17 protein-coding genes are annotated in these 16,753 nt (G+C 72.6%); 5 read left to right on the top strand and 12 right to left on the bottom strand.

The features are described from left to right. Positions 1 to 36: 36 nt before the first annotated feature. Both BKA22_RS00155 and clpX read left to right on the top strand, forming a co-directional pair. Positions 37 to 741 (top strand): ATP-dependent Clp protease proteolytic subunit, encoded by a 705-nt coding sequence (locus tag BKA22_RS00155; protein ID WP_223203480.1) that lies wholly within the window; start codon positions 37 to 39, stop codon positions 739 to 741. Between the two features lie 185 nt (positions 742 to 926). Beyond that, positions 927 to 2,201, top strand: a complete 1,275-nt coding sequence (gene clpX, locus BKA22_RS00150; protein WP_146952182.1) for an ATP-dependent Clp protease ATP-binding subunit ClpX — start codon at positions 927 to 929, stop codon at positions 2,199 to 2,201. Positions 2,202 to 2,282: 81 nt separating this feature from the next. Here the strand turns inward: clpX and BKA22_RS00145 are convergent, their stop codons facing one another. The 7 genes from BKA22_RS00145 to BKA22_RS00115 all read right to left on the bottom strand — a co-directional run bounded on the left by BKA22_RS00145 (position 2,283) and on the right by BKA22_RS00115 (position 8,474). Beyond that, positions 2,283 to 3,161, bottom strand: a complete 879-nt coding sequence (locus BKA22_RS00145) for a sulfurtransferase (RefSeq protein ID WP_146952183.1) — start codon at positions 3,159 to 3,161, stop codon at positions 2,283 to 2,285. Beyond that, positions 3,158 to 4,171, bottom strand: coding sequence for an LLM class flavin-dependent oxidoreductase (locus tag BKA22_RS00140; protein WP_179561567.1), 1,014 nt, complete (start codon positions 4,169 to 4,171; stop codon positions 3,158 to 3,160). The genes BKA22_RS00145 and BKA22_RS00140 overlap by 4 nt, the downstream gene beginning before the upstream one ends. Beyond that, the gene (locus tag BKA22_RS00135) at positions 4,168 to 5,130 is read right to left on the bottom strand and encodes an ABC transporter substrate-binding protein (RefSeq protein WP_146952185.1); all 963 of its coding nucleotides are present in this window, start codon (positions 5,128 to 5,130) and stop codon (positions 4,168 to 4,170) included. Before BKA22_RS00135 ends, BKA22_RS00140 begins: the two co-directional genes overlap by 4 nt. Next, entirely contained in the window at positions 5,127 to 5,939 is an 813-nt protein-coding gene (locus BKA22_RS00130; RefSeq protein WP_146952186.1) for an ABC transporter ATP-binding protein, read from the bottom strand. Before BKA22_RS00130 ends, BKA22_RS00135 begins: the two co-directional genes overlap by 4 nt. After that, entirely contained in the window at positions 5,929 to 6,738 is an 810-nt protein-coding gene (locus BKA22_RS00125) for an ABC transporter permease (protein ID WP_146952187.1), read from the bottom strand. Before BKA22_RS00125 ends, BKA22_RS00130 begins: the two co-directional genes overlap by 11 nt. Beyond that, positions 6,735 to 7,760, bottom strand: coding sequence for an ABC transporter substrate-binding protein (locus BKA22_RS00120; RefSeq protein WP_146952188.1), 1,026 nt, complete (start codon positions 7,758 to 7,760; stop codon positions 6,735 to 6,737). Before BKA22_RS00120 ends, BKA22_RS00125 begins: the two co-directional genes overlap by 4 nt. Before the next feature lie 78 nt (positions 7,761 to 7,838). Beyond that, positions 7,839 to 8,474: a uridine kinase family protein gene (locus tag BKA22_RS00115; RefSeq protein WP_146952189.1), complete on the bottom strand. Its 636-nt coding sequence runs from the start codon at positions 8,472 to 8,474 to the stop codon at positions 7,839 to 7,841. 429 nt (positions 8,475 to 8,903) lie between these two features. Between BKA22_RS00115 and BKA22_RS00110 the strand changes: the two genes are divergently transcribed. From BKA22_RS00110 to BKA22_RS00100, 3 genes are all read left to right on the top strand, one after another. Next, on the top strand, positions 8,904 to 9,605 hold the full coding sequence (locus BKA22_RS00110) for a GntR family transcriptional regulator (protein WP_218866440.1): 702 nt from the start codon (positions 8,904 to 8,906) through the stop codon (positions 9,603 to 9,605). A 10-nt stretch (positions 9,606 to 9,615) separates the two neighbouring features. Beyond that, a complete protein-coding gene (locus BKA22_RS00105) occupies positions 9,616 to 9,966 on the top strand; it encodes a chorismate mutase (protein ID WP_146952191.1) in 351 nt (116 codons plus the stop codon). Between the two features lie 157 nt (positions 9,967 to 10,123). Further along, complete coding sequence (locus BKA22_RS00100; protein ID WP_146952192.1) at positions 10,124 to 11,290, top strand: baeRF2 domain-containing protein; 1,167 nt, start codon at positions 10,124 to 10,126, stop codon at positions 11,288 to 11,290. Positions 11,291 to 11,305: 15 nt separating this feature from the next. Here the strand turns inward: BKA22_RS00100 and BKA22_RS00095 are convergent, their stop codons facing one another. Genes BKA22_RS00095 through BKA22_RS00075 form a run of 5 tightly spaced genes read right to left on the bottom strand, consistent with a single transcriptional unit; the run spans position 11,306 to position 16,700 of the window. Then, entirely contained in the window at positions 11,306 to 13,117 is a 1,812-nt protein-coding gene (locus BKA22_RS00095) for an AMP-dependent synthetase/ligase (RefSeq protein ID WP_146952193.1), read from the bottom strand. A 34-nt stretch (positions 13,118 to 13,151) separates the two neighbouring features. Continuing rightward, positions 13,152 to 14,243 (bottom strand): hypothetical protein, encoded by a 1,092-nt coding sequence (locus BKA22_RS00090; RefSeq protein ID WP_146952194.1) that lies wholly within the window; start codon positions 14,241 to 14,243, stop codon positions 13,152 to 13,154. Between the two features lie 9 nt (positions 14,244 to 14,252). Next, complete coding sequence (locus BKA22_RS00085) at positions 14,253 to 15,035, bottom strand: amino acid ABC transporter ATP-binding protein (protein ID WP_146952195.1); 783 nt, start codon at positions 15,033 to 15,035, stop codon at positions 14,253 to 14,255. Beyond that, a complete protein-coding gene (locus tag BKA22_RS00080) occupies positions 15,032 to 15,871 on the bottom strand; it encodes an amino acid ABC transporter permease (protein WP_218866438.1) in 840 nt (279 codons plus the stop codon). Before BKA22_RS00080 ends, BKA22_RS00085 begins: the two co-directional genes overlap by 4 nt. 1 nt (position 15,872) lies before the next feature. Then, a complete protein-coding gene (locus BKA22_RS00075; RefSeq protein WP_223203481.1) occupies positions 15,873 to 16,700 on the bottom strand; it encodes an ABC transporter substrate-binding protein in 828 nt (275 codons plus the stop codon). Positions 16,701 to 16,753 lie beyond the last annotated feature (53 nt).

The raw sequence follows: 16,753 nt of genomic DNA, 5'->3' as shown, positions 1-16,753 counted from the left end.
CGTCCCGACCAGCCCGACGACCCTAGGGAGACACTCGTGAGCTTCGAGTCCCAGTTCATGGCCCGCGCCGGCCGGCTCGCCGGCACCCCCGGCGGTCTCGCGCCCGCCTCGCCCTCCGGCCGCTACGTGCTGCCGCAGTTCGAGGAGCGCACGGCCTACGGCTTCAAGCGGCAGGACCCGTACACCAAGCTGTTCGAGGACCGCATCATCTTCCTCGGCGTGCAGGTGGACGACGCCTCGGCCGACGACGTGATGGCGCAGCTGCTCGTGCTGGAGAGCACGGACCCCGACCGCGACATCATCCTGTACATCAACTCGCCCGGCGGCTCGTTCACTGCCCTCACGGCGATCTACGACACGATGCAGTACATCAAGCCGCAGATCCAGACCGTGTGCCTCGGGCAGGCGGCCTCGGCCGCGGCGGTGCTGCTCGCGGCGGGCTCGCCCGGCAAGCGCCTGGCGCTGCCGAACGCGCGCGTGCTGATCCACCAGCCCGCGATGGAGGGCGGCGGCTACGCGCAGGCCTCCGACATCGAGATCCACGCCAACGAGCTCATCCGCATGCGCGAGTGGCTCGAGGCGACCCTCGCGTTCCACACGGGACGTGACGTCGAGCAGGTCCGGTTGGACATCGAGCGCGACAAGATCCTCACCGCCGCGCAGGCGCTGGACTACGGGATCGTGGACCAGGTCCTGGAGAGCCGCAAGGCCGCCACGGTGCCGGTGGTGCAGCCCGTCTGACGCCTGGCCCGCGGGCCGCCGCGTGTCCCGATCGTGATCCGATCGCGGCGGCCCACGGGCGTGGTGCGGCTGACACACCGCACCACGGTGGTGTGCAATGGGAGCAGCGCATGTCATCCTCGGACGGCATGCGAACGACGCGACGTCCGTCCGGGCGGCGCGCGACACGCAGGAAGGAGACGCACGTGGCTCGAATGGGGGACGGTGCGGATCTCCTCAAGTGCTCCTTCTGCGGGAAGTCACAGAAGCAGGTCAAGAAGCTGATCGCCGGTCCAGGTGTCTACATCTGCGACGAGTGCATCGACCTGTGCAACGAGATCATCGAGGAAGAGCTCGCCGAGGCCACCGAGGTCGGCATGGTGGAGCTGCCCAAGCCGAAGGAGATCTTCGACTTCCTCGAGCAGTACATCGTCGGCCAGGAGCCCGCGAAGCGGTCGCTCGCGGTGGCGGTCTACAACCACTACAAGCGCATCCAGGCCGGTGAGTCGGGCCGCGGAGGCGACGACCAGGTCGAGATCGCGAAGTCCAACATCCTGCTGATCGGCCCCACGGGCTGCGGCAAGACGTACCTCGCGCAGACCCTCGCGAAGATGCTGAACGTGCCGTTCGCGATCGCGGACGCCACGGCGCTCACCGAGGCCGGCTACGTCGGTGAGGATGTCGAGAACATCCTCCTCAAGCTCATCCAGGCCGCTGACTACGACGTCAAGAAGGCCGAGACGGGCATCATCTACATCGACGAGGTCGACAAGATCGCCCGCAAGAGCGAGAACCCGTCGATCACGCGCGACGTGTCCGGCGAGGGCGTGCAGCAGGCGCTGCTGAAGATCCTCGAGGGCACCACGGCGTCGGTCCCGCCGCAGGGCGGGCGCAAGCACCCGCACCAGGAGTTCATCCAGATCGACACGACGAACGTGCTGTTCATCGTCGCCGGTGCGTTCGCCGGGCTGGACGAGATCATCACGAGCCGTGCCGGGCGCCGCGGGATCGGATTCGGTGCACCGCTGCACTCCGCCGACGACGTCGACGTCTACGGCGAGGTCATGCCGGAGGACCTGCTGAAGTTCGGGCTGATCCCCGAGTTCATCGGCCGTGTCCCCGTCATCACCACGGTGTCCCCGCTCGACCGGGACGCGCTCGTGCGGATCCTCACCGAGCCGCGCAACGCCCTCCTCAAGCAGTACCAGCGCATGTTCGAGATCGACGGCGTCGAGCTGGAGTTCGACGACGAGGCCGTGGCAGCCATCGCCGACCAGGCCTTGCTGCGCGGCACGGGCGCCCGCGGTCTGCGCGCCATCATGGAGGAGGTCCTCCAGCAGGTGATGTTCGAGGTGCCCAGCCGCGACGACGTCGCGCGCGTGCTCATCACCCGCGACGTCGTGCAGAAGAACGTGAACCCGACCCTCGTCCCCAGGGACGAGGCGGGCGACAAGCGCGCACCGCGGGAGAAGTCGGCCTGACGCACGACGCCCCGACCCGCGAGGGTGCGGATCGGGGCGTGCACGGGTGACGCGGTCGCCCGGGTGGCGGCGCCGGGTCGCTCAGACGACGAGCGGCAGGGACGGGTCCGCGGACCATTCCTCGAGTGAGCCGTCGTAGATCCGCACCCGCTCGTGGCCGGCGACGACCAGGCCGAGCGCGGCGTAGCTGGCCGAGATCCCGCCGCCGCAGTACAGCAGCACGTCCTTGCCGCGCAGCCCACGGGCGAGCTCGCGCAGGTGGGCGACGTCGAACGTCCCGTCCTGGCCCGCCAGGTCCCTGGCTGGCAGGTTCCTGGAGGTCGGGATGTGGCCGCGGCGGCTGTAGCGCGTGAGGGCCGTCCCGGTGAACTGCTCGGCACCCAGCGCGCACACGAGCAGCGTGTCGCTGCGCCCCTGGATCGTGGCGAGCACGTCGTCGCGCGTGGCCCACAACCCGGGGTCGGGGCGCAGCCTGAGCACGCGGGCGGCGGCCTCGCCCCCCGTCCCGGCCCGGGTGCTCGGGCGGGGATCGGCAGCTGCGGCGACGGCTCCGCCCGCACGACGCCACGCGGCCAGGCCACCGTCCAGCACGGTGGCGTGCAGTCCGAGGGCTCGCAGCGACCACCAGGCGCGCGCCGCCCAGAAGCCGTCGGTGCGGTCGTACAGGACGACCGTCGACCCGTCGTGCAGCCCGAGGTCCTGCAGCACCCGCGTCGCCGTCGCGCCGTCCGGATGGGCGAAGTGGTAGCCGGCGGTCAGGTCGGCGAAGTCGTCCAGCAGGTCGAGGTGCAGGGCGCCCGGCAGGTGCTCGGCCTGCCAGCCGGCACGGCCGCTGGTGGCCCGGTGGTCACCGTCGTGCTCGGGCCGGGGGAGGTCGACCGTCGCGTCGAGCACGACGAGATCGGGTGCGCCGAGCAGCTCGGCGAGCCGGCGCGGACCGATCAGCGGTCGAGCGCTCATCGGCCCACCCCGGCCGTAGGCCCCGGTGCGTGCAGCGGGGCGCCCGGCAGCAGCGGGAGCACGTCGCGCGAGGCCCGGCGTGCCTGCGTCGCCGGGTCGGCCGACAGCGGGTGCAGGAGCACGTCCGTGGCACCGGCGGCGTGCAACGACTCCAGGAACGCGGCGCAGTCCTCGGGGGTGCCGATGGCCGAGGTGCTCAGCAGCTGCGCGAACGACAGCCCCCGGGTGTTCTGCAGGTCCCAGGCGGCGGCTGCGTCGGTGAACGCCTCCTCACGGGTGGGGGCGACGCAGAGGTTCACCTGGACCGCCACCGGGAACGGGCCGCCCGCACCCCGGGCGGCGCGCAGCTCCTGGAGCACGGCGAGCCGACGCTCGAGCAGGTCGGGCGTGACCTGGTAGGTCAGCCAGCCGTCGCCGTACCGGGCGACCCGGTCGAGCACCCGGCGCAACCCGTCGTCCGCGGCGAGCGGCGAGGGGTTGGCCACCATCCAGATGGGCAGCGGACGTTGCCGGAAGCCGGGGGTCAGCTCGACGTCCTCGAGGTCGAGGTACGGCGAGTGGTACGAGAAGCGGTCGTTGGTGCTCGCCACACGGAGCAGGTCGAGGGCGTCGAGCATCCGCTCGACCTTCTCGTCGTACTCCAGGCCGAAGGCCGCCCGCTCGCGCTCGTGCTTGGCGCCCGTGCGGTTCCCCGGGCAGGCGATCAACGTCATGCGGCCCCCCGAGAGGTCGTCGAGCGCCGCCCACTGCTGGGCCACGACGAGCGGCTGGCGCAGGCCGAGAGTCGACAGGCAGGCCACTCCCAGCCGGATCCGACGGGTGCGGGCCGCCAGGGCGGCCAGCAGCACGGTCGACTCGTAGAACCGCAGCGCGAGGATCGTGTCGGGCACGAACACGGCGTGCCACCCGCTCACCTCGTCCAGGTGCTCGGCGATCTCCAGGAGCGTGCGCTGCCGGTCGGTGCCCGGGTGCACGGTGCCGGGCAGCACGAACGAGGGCCGAAGGGTCACGCCGTGGCCTCCGCGCCCGACGCGACTGAAGAGACCGACGCGGCCGACGAGACCGCCGTCTCGGGCAGGAACGCCGACGTCCACGCGCCGGCGAGGCCGTCGACGTGCGGCAGCCCGCCCCGGGCCAGGAGCCACCGGGCGTAGTCGTCGACGAGGCCCGCGCGCAGGACGCCCCACGTCCCCTCGTGGAACCAGGTGGGGGAGACCAGCTCGATCGAGCGGCGCAGCGTCGCGCGCGGGAACCACGGCGTGACGCGTTCGAAGGCTGCGGCGCCGGCCTCGGGGTCGTCCGCGACGGCCCGGTACCCGCGGGCGGCCCCGGCGAGCACCGCACGGACACCCCGCGGGTCCTGCTCCAGGACCTGCTCGCGCGCGACGAGCACGTAGGAGTGGAACGGCGGTGCCCCGTGGTCCTTGACCGGCCAGCTGAGCCGGTCCTCGGGCGGGTGCGTGTCGAAGAGCTCGTCCCACGCCCAGTACGCGCCGAAGTAGGCGTCGGCCGTACCTGCGAGCAGGTCGCGGGACTGCAGCTCGCGCGGGCCGGAGTCGACGATCGTGACCGCGTCGGGGTCGCCGCCATCGGTGGCGACCAGGTGGCGGACCATCGCCAGCCCGCGCGGTGTGGGGTTGAGGGCGACCCGGCGCCCGGCGAGGTCCCGGGGGCGCTGCACGCCCAGCGAGCGCAGCGAGTGCAGCGTCTCGAGGCCCACCTGGTTGATCGCGGCGACCGCGGTGACCCGCTGACCGCGCCCGCGCGCCGCCACCAGACGGTTGGTCGGCACGATGCCGAGGTCGGCCTCGTCGCGGGCGAGGTGGGCGAGCGTGTCGCCGCGCCCCGGGTCGACGACGGCGATGCGCAGGTCGACGTCGTCGAGGAACCCGCCGTCGCGCGCCTGGTAGAGGCCCGCGTCGTTGGGCCAGGGGTGGTGGTAGCCGAGCAGGACGCGCAGCGTGCTCATGACAGCTCCGAGGTGGCGTGGGCGGGCAGGGCGGGGTGGACCGCATCGGTCGGGCGCAGCAGCGCCGCGAGCTCGCGGCGCAGGCGGATGAAGTCCGGGTGGTCGACGACGTCCTCGGCGCGCGGGCGCGGCCACGGCACGTCGACCTTCTGCAGGATCCGGGTCGGCCGGTGGGAGAGGACGTACACGCTGTCCGAGAGCAGCAGGGCCTCCTCGATGTTGTGCGTGACGAACAGCACCGAGCGCCGGGTCTCCTCCCACAGGCGCAGCAACCAGTGCTGCATGTCGGCGCGGGTCAGCGCGTCCAGGGCGGAGAACGGCTCGTCCAGGCACATGAACCGACGTGGCGAGAGCAGCGCGCGCAGGAACGCGACCCGCTGCTGCATGCCGCCGGACAGGGTGTGCGGGTAGGCGTCGGCAAACGATCCCAGGCCGAGCCGGTCGAGCCAGTCGCGCGCCTCCTCGACCGAGGCGGGCGTGCGGGTGCGGGCGACCTCCTGCGCGAGCAGGACGTTCTCCAGCACGGAGCGCCATGGCAGCAGCGCGGGCTGCTGCGGCATGTGGCTGATGTGGCCGCGGCTGCCGGTGACGTCCTGGTCGTCGAGCCGGACCGACCCCGAGCCCGGACGGACGAGCCCGCCGACCACGTGCAGCAGCGTGCTCTTGCCGGAGCCGGACGGGCCGATGATCGAGACGAACTCACCGGGCTGCACGGTCAGGGACACCCCGTCGAGCACGGACAGCTCGCCGCCGGCCGTGGGGAACGAGACGTGCACGTCGTCGAGGTGCAGACGAGGATCAGCGCTCACGGCGGGGCCTCCAACGGGTCAGCCGCCGCTCGAGCAGCGCGATCAGACCGAAGAGCAGCAGGCTGAGCGCGATGATCACGGCGATCGAGACGAACATCCGGTCGGCCCGGAACGCGGATTTCTGCAGCAGCATGTAGTGCCCAAGCCCGCGGTCGGAGCCGACCCACTCGGCCACGACCGCGCCCATCACGGCGTAGGTCGCGGCGATCTTCAGGCCTGAGAAGACCGTGGGCAGCGAGCCGGGGACCTCCAGCAGTCGGAAGACCTGCCCCCGGTCGGCCCCGGACATCCGCAGGTAGTCCAGGGCCACGGGGTCCGCGGCGCGCAGGCCGTCCATCGCGGCCACGGCGACCGGGAAGAAGCACACCAGGACGATCACCACGATCTTCGGGGTCAGGCCGAACCCGAACCAGATCACCAGCAGCGGTGCGAGCGCGATGGTGGGCACGTTCTGGCTGACGATCAGCAGGGGGTAGACGGCCTGCTTGAGCGGGTCGACCAGGTGCAGCAGAGCGGCGACGAGCAGGCCGAGCACGGCACCGATCGCGAAGCCGAGGACGGTGAGCCAGGTGGTGGCCAGCAGGTCGTCGCCGAGGTCGGGCGCGACGGCCACGGCCTCGACGACGATCCGCGACGGGCTCGGCAGCATCCACGCGGGCACGGCGAACAGCCAGGTCGCCGTCTGCCACACGACCAGGAGCGCGACCACGCCGAGGAGGGGCGGCAGCAGCCGGCTCCGGGTCCGGGGGACGACCGCCGGGCGTGCCGGCCTCGTCCCGGTCGTGTGCGTCTCGGTCATGCCTGGTCGTCCACGCCTTCGACGAACTCGTTGGTGTAGGCCGACGCCCAGTCGAAGCCCGGGTCGATGATGTCGTTCTCCTCGAGCCAGGTGCTGAAGCCCGACCACACCTCGTCGCGCTGGTAGCCCCACTCGGGCGAGTCCGACTGGTACTCGTCTGCCAGGTACTCCTGGCTGGCGTGAACCTGCTCGGCGTCCAGGTCGGGCACCTGCTCGAGCAGCAGGTCGGCTGCCTCGGCCGGGTGCTCGATCGCGTAGGTGTAGCCCTGCGTCGCGGCGGTCACGAACGACTGCGCGAGCTCGGGCTGGTCGGCCACGACGTCCTCGTTGCTGATGAGGACGGGCGTGTACCAGTCGAGCGCGTCGTCGTAGTCGCGCACGAGCTGCAGGTTGAGGTCCAGGCCCTGCTCCTGCGCGAGCGGAACGTCCCAGCCCTCGAAGACCCAGCCGAGGTCGATGTCGCGCTGGAACGCCTGGATGACGCTCGTGGTGCCGATGTCGACGTTGGTGACCTTCGACGGGTCGCCGCCGTCACCGGCGACGAGCGCGGACAGGATCGCGCCCTCGATCGGGCTGCCCCAGCCGCCGTAGACGTGACCCTCGTAGTCCTTCGGCCGGGTGATCCCACGGTCGACGGGGGAGGCGAACCCCGAGGTGTTGTGCGCGATCACGGCCGCGATCGAGACGATCGGCACGTCGGACTGCCGGGCCTGCGTGACGTTCTCCTGGTAGCTGACGCCGAACTGCGCCGACCCGGAGGCGACGAGCGCCTCGGCGCCGTCCTCGGGCGGCTGCACGATCGAGACGTCGAGGCCCTGGTCGGCGAAGTAGCCGTTGGCCAGCGCGACGTACAGACCCGTGTGGTTGGTGTTGGGCGTCCAGTCGAGCACGACGGTCACGGGTGTGAGGCCGTCGGCAGAGGCGTCGTCGCTCGACCCGGCCGCCGGGGAGGAGCACGCGGCGAGCGCGAGCAGCGACGGGACGGCGAGCAGCGCGAGGCGATGCGGGTGGCGGGTCGACATGGTGGTGCCTTCCGATGGGTGTGCGGGTGCAGTGGACGGGTGGGTCGTGCGGCCGGCCGCTCACGCGGCCGAGATCGTTCAGTGCCGAGCCGGGCTGTCGGTGGTGCGCCGGGGTGACAGCCGTGCTCCGTGCTCCGTCACGCCCGAGACGATGTGGTCGGCCCGGGCGCGGGTACAGGCGCGTGTGGCGAGGTCGACCTCCTGGGCGTGCCAGAGGTCGCGGAACGGGAGGTAGGTCTCGCGGTCGGAGCGGGCGTCCAGCCGGGCGTCGCGAACCGTGCCCGGGACGTCGACCCACAGGACGGCGTCGACGAGCGTGCGGTCGACGACGGCTCCCGCGCCTGATCCTTCGATGACGAGGACGGGGGCGGTCGGCACGTGGATCGGTTCGGCGATCCGGCCCTGGACCCAGTCGTAGCGGGTGACGTGTGCGGGCTTGCCTGCGTGCAGGGGGCGCAGGACGCGCTCGGTGAGCCGGTCGACACCTTCGGCCAGTGCGTCCCAGCCGGGCACGAGGTCGTCGAGGTGCAGCAGCGTGGCATCCAGCGACCGGGCGAGCCGGTCGGCGAACCACGTCTTGCCGGCGCCGGAGAAGCCGTCGACCGCGATGACGCGAGTGGTCGCGCCGAGCCGCGGGGTCGACGTCAGGTGCACGCCGATCGTGGCCCAGTCGACGCGCTGACGCGTCCGGGTCGCGAGGATGGGTGCGGGCATGGTCGCCTCCGTGACGGGCGTTCGGGCAAGGGTGGATGGCAGGGGCCGACGGGGAGCGCGCGGCCGGGGTCGGGGTCCGGCAGCGACGCCGCTGGGGTGCGGCAGGCTCGTGGGTGCCGGGACGCACGGGTGCGTCGGCGCTCGCGGGGTGCGGACGCGCGGGTCCGCGGGGACTCCGGCGCGTCTACCGACAGCAGCGCGGACAGCGACCACCCGCGAGCGACCGCGGCTGCCCGAGGGCTGCGGCGGGGCGGGGCTGGTCGGTGCTCAACGCGATCTCCTGTGTCGTCCGGGCGGGTGCCGCGACTCTAGCCGCGCTCCGGCGTCCGCGAGAACGCGTGTCCACCGTTCGGTATACGTCGGTGTACGCAGACTAGGATGGCGCCTCGACGACCGGCACGACAGGGACACGAACCAAGAGGGGGCGCCGTGGACGACGCGCCGCAAGGACGCACCGGCAACGGCAGGCCGGATGCGACCGCGCAGCAGTACGTGCTGCTGCGCGAGGACGTCCTGCGCGGGGTCTTCCCCGCCGGGACGCTGCTGCAGGAGACGCAGCTCACCTCGCGCTACGGCGTCTCCCGCACGCCGATCCGCGAGGCGCTGGCCCGGCTCGCGCAGGACGGTCTGCTCGAGCGCGCCGTCCGCGGTTACCGCGTCCGGTCCGGCACCGCGGAGGACGTGCTCGACATCTACGAGGCCCGGATCGCGCTCGAGTCGGTCGCCGCCGCCAACGCCGCGACGCGCCGGACCAGGCTCGAGCTCGTCCGGCTCGAGCGCCTGCACGACGCCGCCGCGGAGGCCGACGACCCGACCGAGGTGCGCCGGCTGCACGCGCAGTGGCACGAGGAGCTCTGGCTCGCCGCGCACTCGCCGACCGTGCGCGACGTGCTCGTCCGGCTCACCGCGCAGCTGCGCATCTACGACCTGGGTCGCGTCGAGAGCACGAACGACCTCGTGGCGAGCACCGCCGAGCACGAGGAGGTCATGGTCGCGCTGCGCAGCCAGGACCTCGAGCGCGCCCGCGCGGCGCTCTCGGCACACCTGGCCCGCTCGCGTGACCTGCGGCTCGACTCCTTCGCCGAGGTCGACGCCCGGACCGGACCCGATCTGCAACCCGCGCGCCCCTAGGATCGGGCCCGTGAGCGACCTGCCCGAGATCCCCGCCGAGCTGCGACGGCTGCGCGGGAGCATCGACAACATCGACGCCGCACTCGTGTACCTGCTGGCCGAGCGGTTCAAGGCCACGCAGCAGGTCGGGGTCCTCAAGGCCTCTCGCGGGCTGCCACCGTCGGACCCCGGACGCGAGGAGGAGCAGGTCGCGCGGCTGCGCTCGCTCGCCCACGAGGCCGACCTCGACCCTGTGTTCGCCGAGAAGTTCCTCGCGTTCATCGTCGAGGAGGTCATCCGCCACCACGAGGCCATCGCCCAGGACCATGCCCAGGACAGGGCCGAGGACAGGGCCGAGGACGATCCGCGGACGCTGGCCTGATCTCCGACCCCGGACCGGCGCGAGCACGGACCTTCGCCCTGCCGCCCGGTGGCGCGTGACTCGGGCCTGGCGGATCGTGGGGGAGTCAGTTCCGGTGGGCGGTCCGGCAGCGTGGCCGGCACCCTCCGGAGCCCCTCGACCCCGGAGGTAGTGCTCCATGGACCTGCGCTGGCTCAAGCCCCTTCTCGGACGACCCGCCCCCTTCACCAGCGTCTTCCTCGACGCGACCCGGGCCGACGCGAGCGGTGACGAGGAGGTCCTGGGACGCTGGCGCGCACTACGGCGTGAGCTCGAGCCGCAGGGAGCCACCGCGGCCGTGCTCGACGAGATCGAGGAGCGCGTCGCCCGGCCGCTGGGCGTCTCCGGCCCGCACGGGCGCGTGCTGCTCGCCGACGCCGAGGGGGTCCGCATCGACCGGTGCGTGGCCGCACCGCCGGCCGCGTCCTCCGCCACCTTCGGACCGGTGCCCGTGCTCCTGCCCGCCGCGCAGGCGGCCGACGAGTCGTCCCGGTCGCTGCTCGTCGTGGTCGACCGGCAGGGTGCCGACCTGACCTGGTCGGACGGGACCGGGGTCCGTGACACCGAGCACTGGGTCGTCGAAGGTGATCACGACGCGCTGCACAAGGTGCGCGACGGCGGGCTGTCGGACAAGCGCGCCGAGGACTCGTGGGACCGGAACGCCGAGGCTGTCGCGGCCGAGGTCGACCGCGCGGTGGCGAGCCGTGATCCGGAGGTCGTCCTGCTCACGGGGGACGTGCGAGCGGTCGCGCTCGTGCGCGACGCGGTCGGCCAGCCGGTGCGCGACCGGCTCGTCGAGGTCGCCGGCGGCTCGCGGGCCGAGGGCGTGCACCGCGAGTTCGGGCACAAGGTCGCCGAGAGCCTCGAGGCGTTCCGCTGGCGTCGTCGGGAGGCGTCGCTGGCCCGGTACCGCGAGCAGCAGGGCCGGGGTTCGGGTGCGGTGACGGCGCTCGAGGACGTCGTGGCGGTGCTGCAGCGTGGGCAGGTCGCCGAGCTCGTCATCTCGCCGACGTCCGGGCTCGGGTCGCGCACGCTCTGGGTCGGACCGGAGCCGCTGCAGCTCGCGCTGTCGGAGACCGAGCTGGGGGTGATCGGCGTGGACGGACCGGTCCGACCGATGCCCGCCGACGCCGCGCTGCTGAGGGCCGCGGTCGGTCAGGACGCGGGCCTGACGCTCGTCGACGACGGGCAGGTCGAGCTGGTCGACGGGGTCGGTGCGGTGCTGCGGTGGTCGGACGGGTCGACGCCCAGCGAGGCCGTCCCGACGCTGTCGAGCGACCAGATGCGGCTGCGCCGGATCGTCTGAGGGCGACGCCCGGGCTCAGGCCTCGGCGCGGGTGTCGGTGTAGAGCTCCTCGATCGTCGCGGCGAAGTCGCGCAGCACGAGCGCGCGCTTCACCTTGAGCGACGGCGTCAGGTACCCGTTCGCCTCGGTGAAGTCCGTCGGCAGCACGTGGATCTTGCGGATCGACTCCGCACGCGAGACCGCCTCGTTGGTGCGGGCGACGGCCGCGTCGAGCGAGTCGCGCACCGCGGGGTGCACCGCGGCCGTGGCGACGTCCATCGCCGGCAGGCCGTGGTTGCTCAGCCACCCGGGCAGCATCTCGGCGTCGAGCGTGACGAGCGCGCCGATGAAGGGGCGCTGGTCGCCGACCACCACGACCTGGCTGACCAGCGGGTGCCCGCGCAGGCGGTCCTCGAGCACCGCCGGAGCGACGTTCTTGCCGCCGGCGGTGACGATGATCTCCTTGGTGCGCCCCGTGATGCGCAGGTAGCCGTCCGCGTCGAGCACGCCGAGGTCGCCCGTGCGGAACCAGCCGTCGGACAGGGCAGCGGCGGTGGCCTCGGCGTCGTGCCGGTACCCCCGGAAGATGTGCGGTCCCTTGATGAAGATCTCGCCGGCGTCGTCCACCCGCAGCGACGTGCCGGGGAACGCCGGTCCCACGGTGCCGACCTTGGTCAGCCCGGGTCGGTTCACCGCGGTCGGGGCGGTGGTCTCCGTCAGGCCGTAGCCCTCCAGGACGCGTACCCCGATCCCGCGGTAGAAGTGACCGAGGCGCTCACCCAGAGGCGCACCGCCGGAGACCGCGAACTCGCACGCGCCGCCCAGGGCCTGGCGGAGCTTCGCGTGCACGAGGCGGTCGGCCAGGCGGTGCTGCGCCTTCAGGGCCGCGCTCGGCCCGCCGGGGGTGTCCAGCGCGCGGGAGTACGTGATCGCGACCTTGGTCGCCCACCGGAAGACCCGCAGCGAGACGCCGGACCCGGCCTTCTGGCCCGCGGAGTTGTACACCTTCTCGAACACCCGTGGTACAGCCAGGATGAAGGTCGGACGGAAGGCCGCCAGGTCCGGCAGCAGGTTGCGCGTGTCCGGGGTGTGCCCCAGCACGGCGCCCGACGGGACGCTCAGCACCTGGATGAAGCGCGCGAACACGTGCGCCAGCGGCATGAACAGCAGCGTGCGCGAGTACGGCTTGGCACAGACCTCGCGCAGTCCCTCGACGCCGTTGAGCGTGAGCGCGACGAAGTTGCCGTGCGTGAGCTCGACCCCCTTGGGTCGGCCGGTCGTGCCCGAGGTGTAGATCACGGTGGCCAGGTCGTCCATGCCGGCCAGGGCGCTGCGACGGGCGATCTCCTCGTCGGGGACGTCCGCGCCGCGCTGCACCAGGGTGGCCACGGCACCCTCGTCGAGGACGAGCACCTCGCCCAGTCCGGGCAGGTCGTCACGCACCGCCGCGACCGTGGCGGCATGCGTAGGCGTCTCGACCACGGCGAGCCGGATCCCGGCGTCGGCGGCGATCCAGCGCACCTGCTCCGCCGAGGAGGTCTCGTAGATCGGCACGCCGACGGCGCCCGCCTCCCACACGGCGAAGTCGATGAGCGTCCACTCGTACCGGGTGCGCGACATGATGCCGACGCGGTCGCCGGGCTCGACGCCGCCGGCCACGAGCCCCTTGGCCACGGCCCGCACCTGGTCGACGAACTCCTGCACCGTCACCGGCGACCACGAGCCGTCGTCCTGGTGTCGCTCGGCGAAGACGTCCTGCGGGTCGCGGGCGAGCCGCTGCGCGAGCAGGGTCGTGATCGACCAGGTGGGGTCGGTGGTCACCGACGACGGCGTGGTGAACTCGGGCATACGACGCTCCTGCTCGGCGGGGACGCCCTGAACCCTATCGGCGTGCGAGCAGGCTCGTGACGGACCTGCGGGCCGCCGCGGTGCCGACGAGCACCAGCGTCCCTCCGTCCTCGCCGGCGGTGACGGTCGCCGAGCCGTCGGCGCTCGTCGCGGCCGGCTCGACGCCGGTCAGCAGCACGGCCGTCGCGCTGGTCGCGCAGGTCAGGGCGATGTCGCCGTCGATGCCGCCGCCGGCCAGGGCCCGTGCCGAGGGGCCGTCGAGGAGCGTGGTGGCCTGCTCGTCGGGGTCGAGCGCGAGGTCGGGGGTGCCGTCGAGGCCGAACGACCCCGCACCGTCGACGACGGTGAGCGCGCAGCGCGTCCCGGTGAGGACGACCGCGCCGGTCAGCGTGCCCGTGGGCGAGCCGACCGTGAAGGTGGCCACGACGGAGCGGCGCAGCGGCGTGGGCAGCGTGCCCACGGCGGTGTCGTCGAGCGCCAGGTGCGGCAGCTCCAGCACGGCGGGGTCGGGGGCGTCGGCCTCGGCGGCCACCGCGGTCGCGCGCTCGCGCAGGTCGGCCGGACCGACGACGAGGCCGACCGGGAACCCGTTGGTGTATCGCACGACCGTGCCCGAGCCGATGACCTCAAGATCCGCGGGCATGGGGTCGAGGACGACCTGGGCGCCCTCCGGCCCGCAGCGCAACGTCGTCGAGGTCGTCGAGTCGTCGGGGGCGAACGCGGAGACCTCTCCGGAGGCGTGCAGCGTGCTCGCCAGCAGGTCGGTCGTGGCGCCGTCGGCCTGGTCGTCCTCGTCCTGCGGCCCCGCGGCGGAGACGAGCACGGAGGCCCCGGTGCCCTCTCCGTCGGCGGTCGCCGCGGTGCAGGTCTCGCCGTCGCGGGCGACCACACCGCGCACGCTCCCGCCTCCGGGACCGGTCCCCTCGAAGACGGCGAGGACGGCCCCGGCCGGTGCGGCGTCGCGGAGCGAGGCGGGCAGCGCGTCCCAGGCTGTGGCGAGCGCGGTGGCGGCGGTGCCCTGCGGGTGCCCGTCGTCGTCGCCGGTGCACGCGGCCGTCGTCCCCAGTGCGACGACCTGCACGATCGCGCAGTTCAGACCTCGTCGTGCCCCGGTGAGCGCCCCCATGCGGCGACCCTAGCGGGCGGTCGCCCCCGGGTGCGTGTGCGTGGGGTCGAGCACCCGCTGCAGGAAGGTGCGGGTGCGCTCCTCCTGAGGGGTGCCGATCACCTGGGCGGGCGGTCCCTGCTCGACGATCACGCCGTCGTCCATGAACACGACCCGGTCGCCGACCTCACGGGCGAACGCCATCTCGTGCGTGACGACCAGCATGGTCATGCCGCCCTCGGCCAGGTCCCGCATCACGCCGAGCACGTCGCCGACGAGCTCGGGGTCCAGCGCGGAGGTCGGCTCGTCGAAGAGCATGAGCGCCGGGCCCATGGACAGCGCCCGGGCGATCGCCACGCGCTGCTGCTGACCGCCCGACAGCTGCGAGGGGTGCGACTGCGCCCGGTCGGCCAGCCCGACCCGGTCCAGGTTCTCCAGCGCGACCTTCTCGGCCTCGTCCTTCGAACGGCCCAGCACGCGGCGCTGGGCCACCGTGCAGTTCTCCAGGACCGTGCGGTGCGAGAACAGGTTGAACTGCTGGAAGACCATGCCGACGTGCGTGCGCACGCGGTCGATGTCGACGTCGGGGTCGGTGACCTCGACGCCGAGCACCTCGATCCGCCCGCCCGTGGGCTGCTCGAGCAGGTTGACGCAGCGCAGCAGCGTCGACTTGCCGGAGCCGGAGGGTCCGATGACGCAGACCACCTCGCCGGCGGCGACCTCCAGGTCGATGCCGCGCAGCACCTCCCGCTCGCCGAACGACTTGTGCAGGTCGGCGATCCGGACGACGGGGGCGGTGCCGGTGGCGGTCACGAGCGCCCCTTCGATCCGGTGCGTCGTTCGAGCCAGCGGGCGAGCTGGCCGAGCGGGAGCGTGATGAGCAGGTAGCAGGCGCCGATGACGAACAGCGCGGTCAGGCCGCCGGTCGCGGTGTTGAGGGCGTTGCGACCGATGTAGGTCAGGTCGTACTCGGTCTCGAGGAGCCCCGCCAGGAAGACCAGCGAGGTGTCCTTCGTGAGCAGGATGATCTCGTTCGTCATCGGGGGCAGGACGATCCGGAACGCCTGGGGGATGACGACCTCGACGAGGGTCCGCGCGTGCGACATGCCGAGCGAGCGTGCCGCCTCGATCTGGCCGCGCGGGACCGCCTCGATCCCCGCGCGCAGGGTCTCGGCGATGTAGGCGGCGGACACGGCGCCGAGGGCGATCGAGGCCTTCGCCAGGAGCGACTCGATCCGTACGCCGAAGGCGATCGGGATGGCGTAGGCGACGGTGAGCACGACGAGCAGCGCCGGGATGCCGCGGAAGAACTCGATGTAGATCGTGGCGATCCACCGGTAGGGGCGCACGCTCGAGAGCTTCATCAGCGCGAGGACGATGCCCAGGCTCAGCCCGACGGCGAAGGCGCCGAGCGTGTACCTGATGGTGTTCCAGAAGGCGAGCGGCAGGTCGGAGGCCATGTCCGCGGCGACCTGCGGGTTGAAGAGCTGATCGCCGACCTTCGACCAGTCGGTGAGCAGGACGACCGCCCCGAGCGCGGCGACGAGCACCGCGTACTGCACGGCGCGGGTGACGCGTGCACGGGTGCGCGGACCCATCCGGCGGCGTCCGGGCGGCAGTGCCACGGCCTGCGGGGCGGTCGTCGTCATGTCACTCGCCGGCCGGGGCGGTACCGATGCGCTCGGTGTAGATCGCGTCGTAGGTGCCGTCGGTCCGGATGCGGTCGAGCGTGCCGTTGATCGCGTCGAGCAGCGCGGTGCTGCCCTTCTTCACGCCGAAGCCGTACTGCTCACCGGTCGGGAAGGTCGTGGCGACCTCGAAGCCCTCCTCCACGAACGGCCCGAGGACGGCGATGTCGTTGATCGCCGCGTCGACCTGGCCGGTCTTCAGTGCCTGGATCTGCAGGCCGAGGTCCTCGAACTGCACGGTCTGCAGGTCGTTGTCCTGCGCGAAGGTCTCACCGGTGGTGGCCTGCTGGACGGCGATCTTCTTGCCCTCGAGCGACGCCACGTCGGACAGGTCCGAGCCTGCCGGCACCAGCAGCCCCTGGTCGGCATCGAAGTACGGCTCGGAGAAGTCGAACTTCGCCTTGCGCTCGTCCGTGATCGTGATGCCGGAGGCGACCACGTCGCACGAGCCGGTGTCGAGGTCGACCCCGGACTGGATGGTCTCGAACGCCGTCACCTTGACCAGCAGGTCCACCCCGAGGTCGTCGGCGACCTCCTGCATGATGTCGATGTCCAGACCGACCACGTCACCGTTGTCGTCCTTGAACTCGAAAGGCTCGTAGGGCGGGTTCGAGCAGACGGTCAGCGTGCCGGGCGTCAGGAGCGTGACCCCGCCGGCGGCAGTGGCGTCGGACCCCGCGGAGCCGGAGTCGTCGGAGGACGCGCAGGCGGACAGGAGCAGGGCGGCACCGGCGGCGAGCGACGCGGCGGCCAGGAAGCGGGGGGAGCGCATGAGGGACCTCTCGAACACGGGCGGACGAGAAACTATACGTCGACGACGATAGTTATACGCGGCGCGGACAG

Source organism: Cellulomonas soli (assembly GCF_013409305.1).
Classification (GTDB): domain Bacteria; phylum Actinomycetota; class Actinomycetes; order Actinomycetales; family Cellulomonadaceae; genus Cellulomonas; species Cellulomonas soli.
The sequence above is the reverse complement of the archived record's forward strand: the minus strand, read 5'-3'. Positions and strand labels throughout refer to the sequence as shown.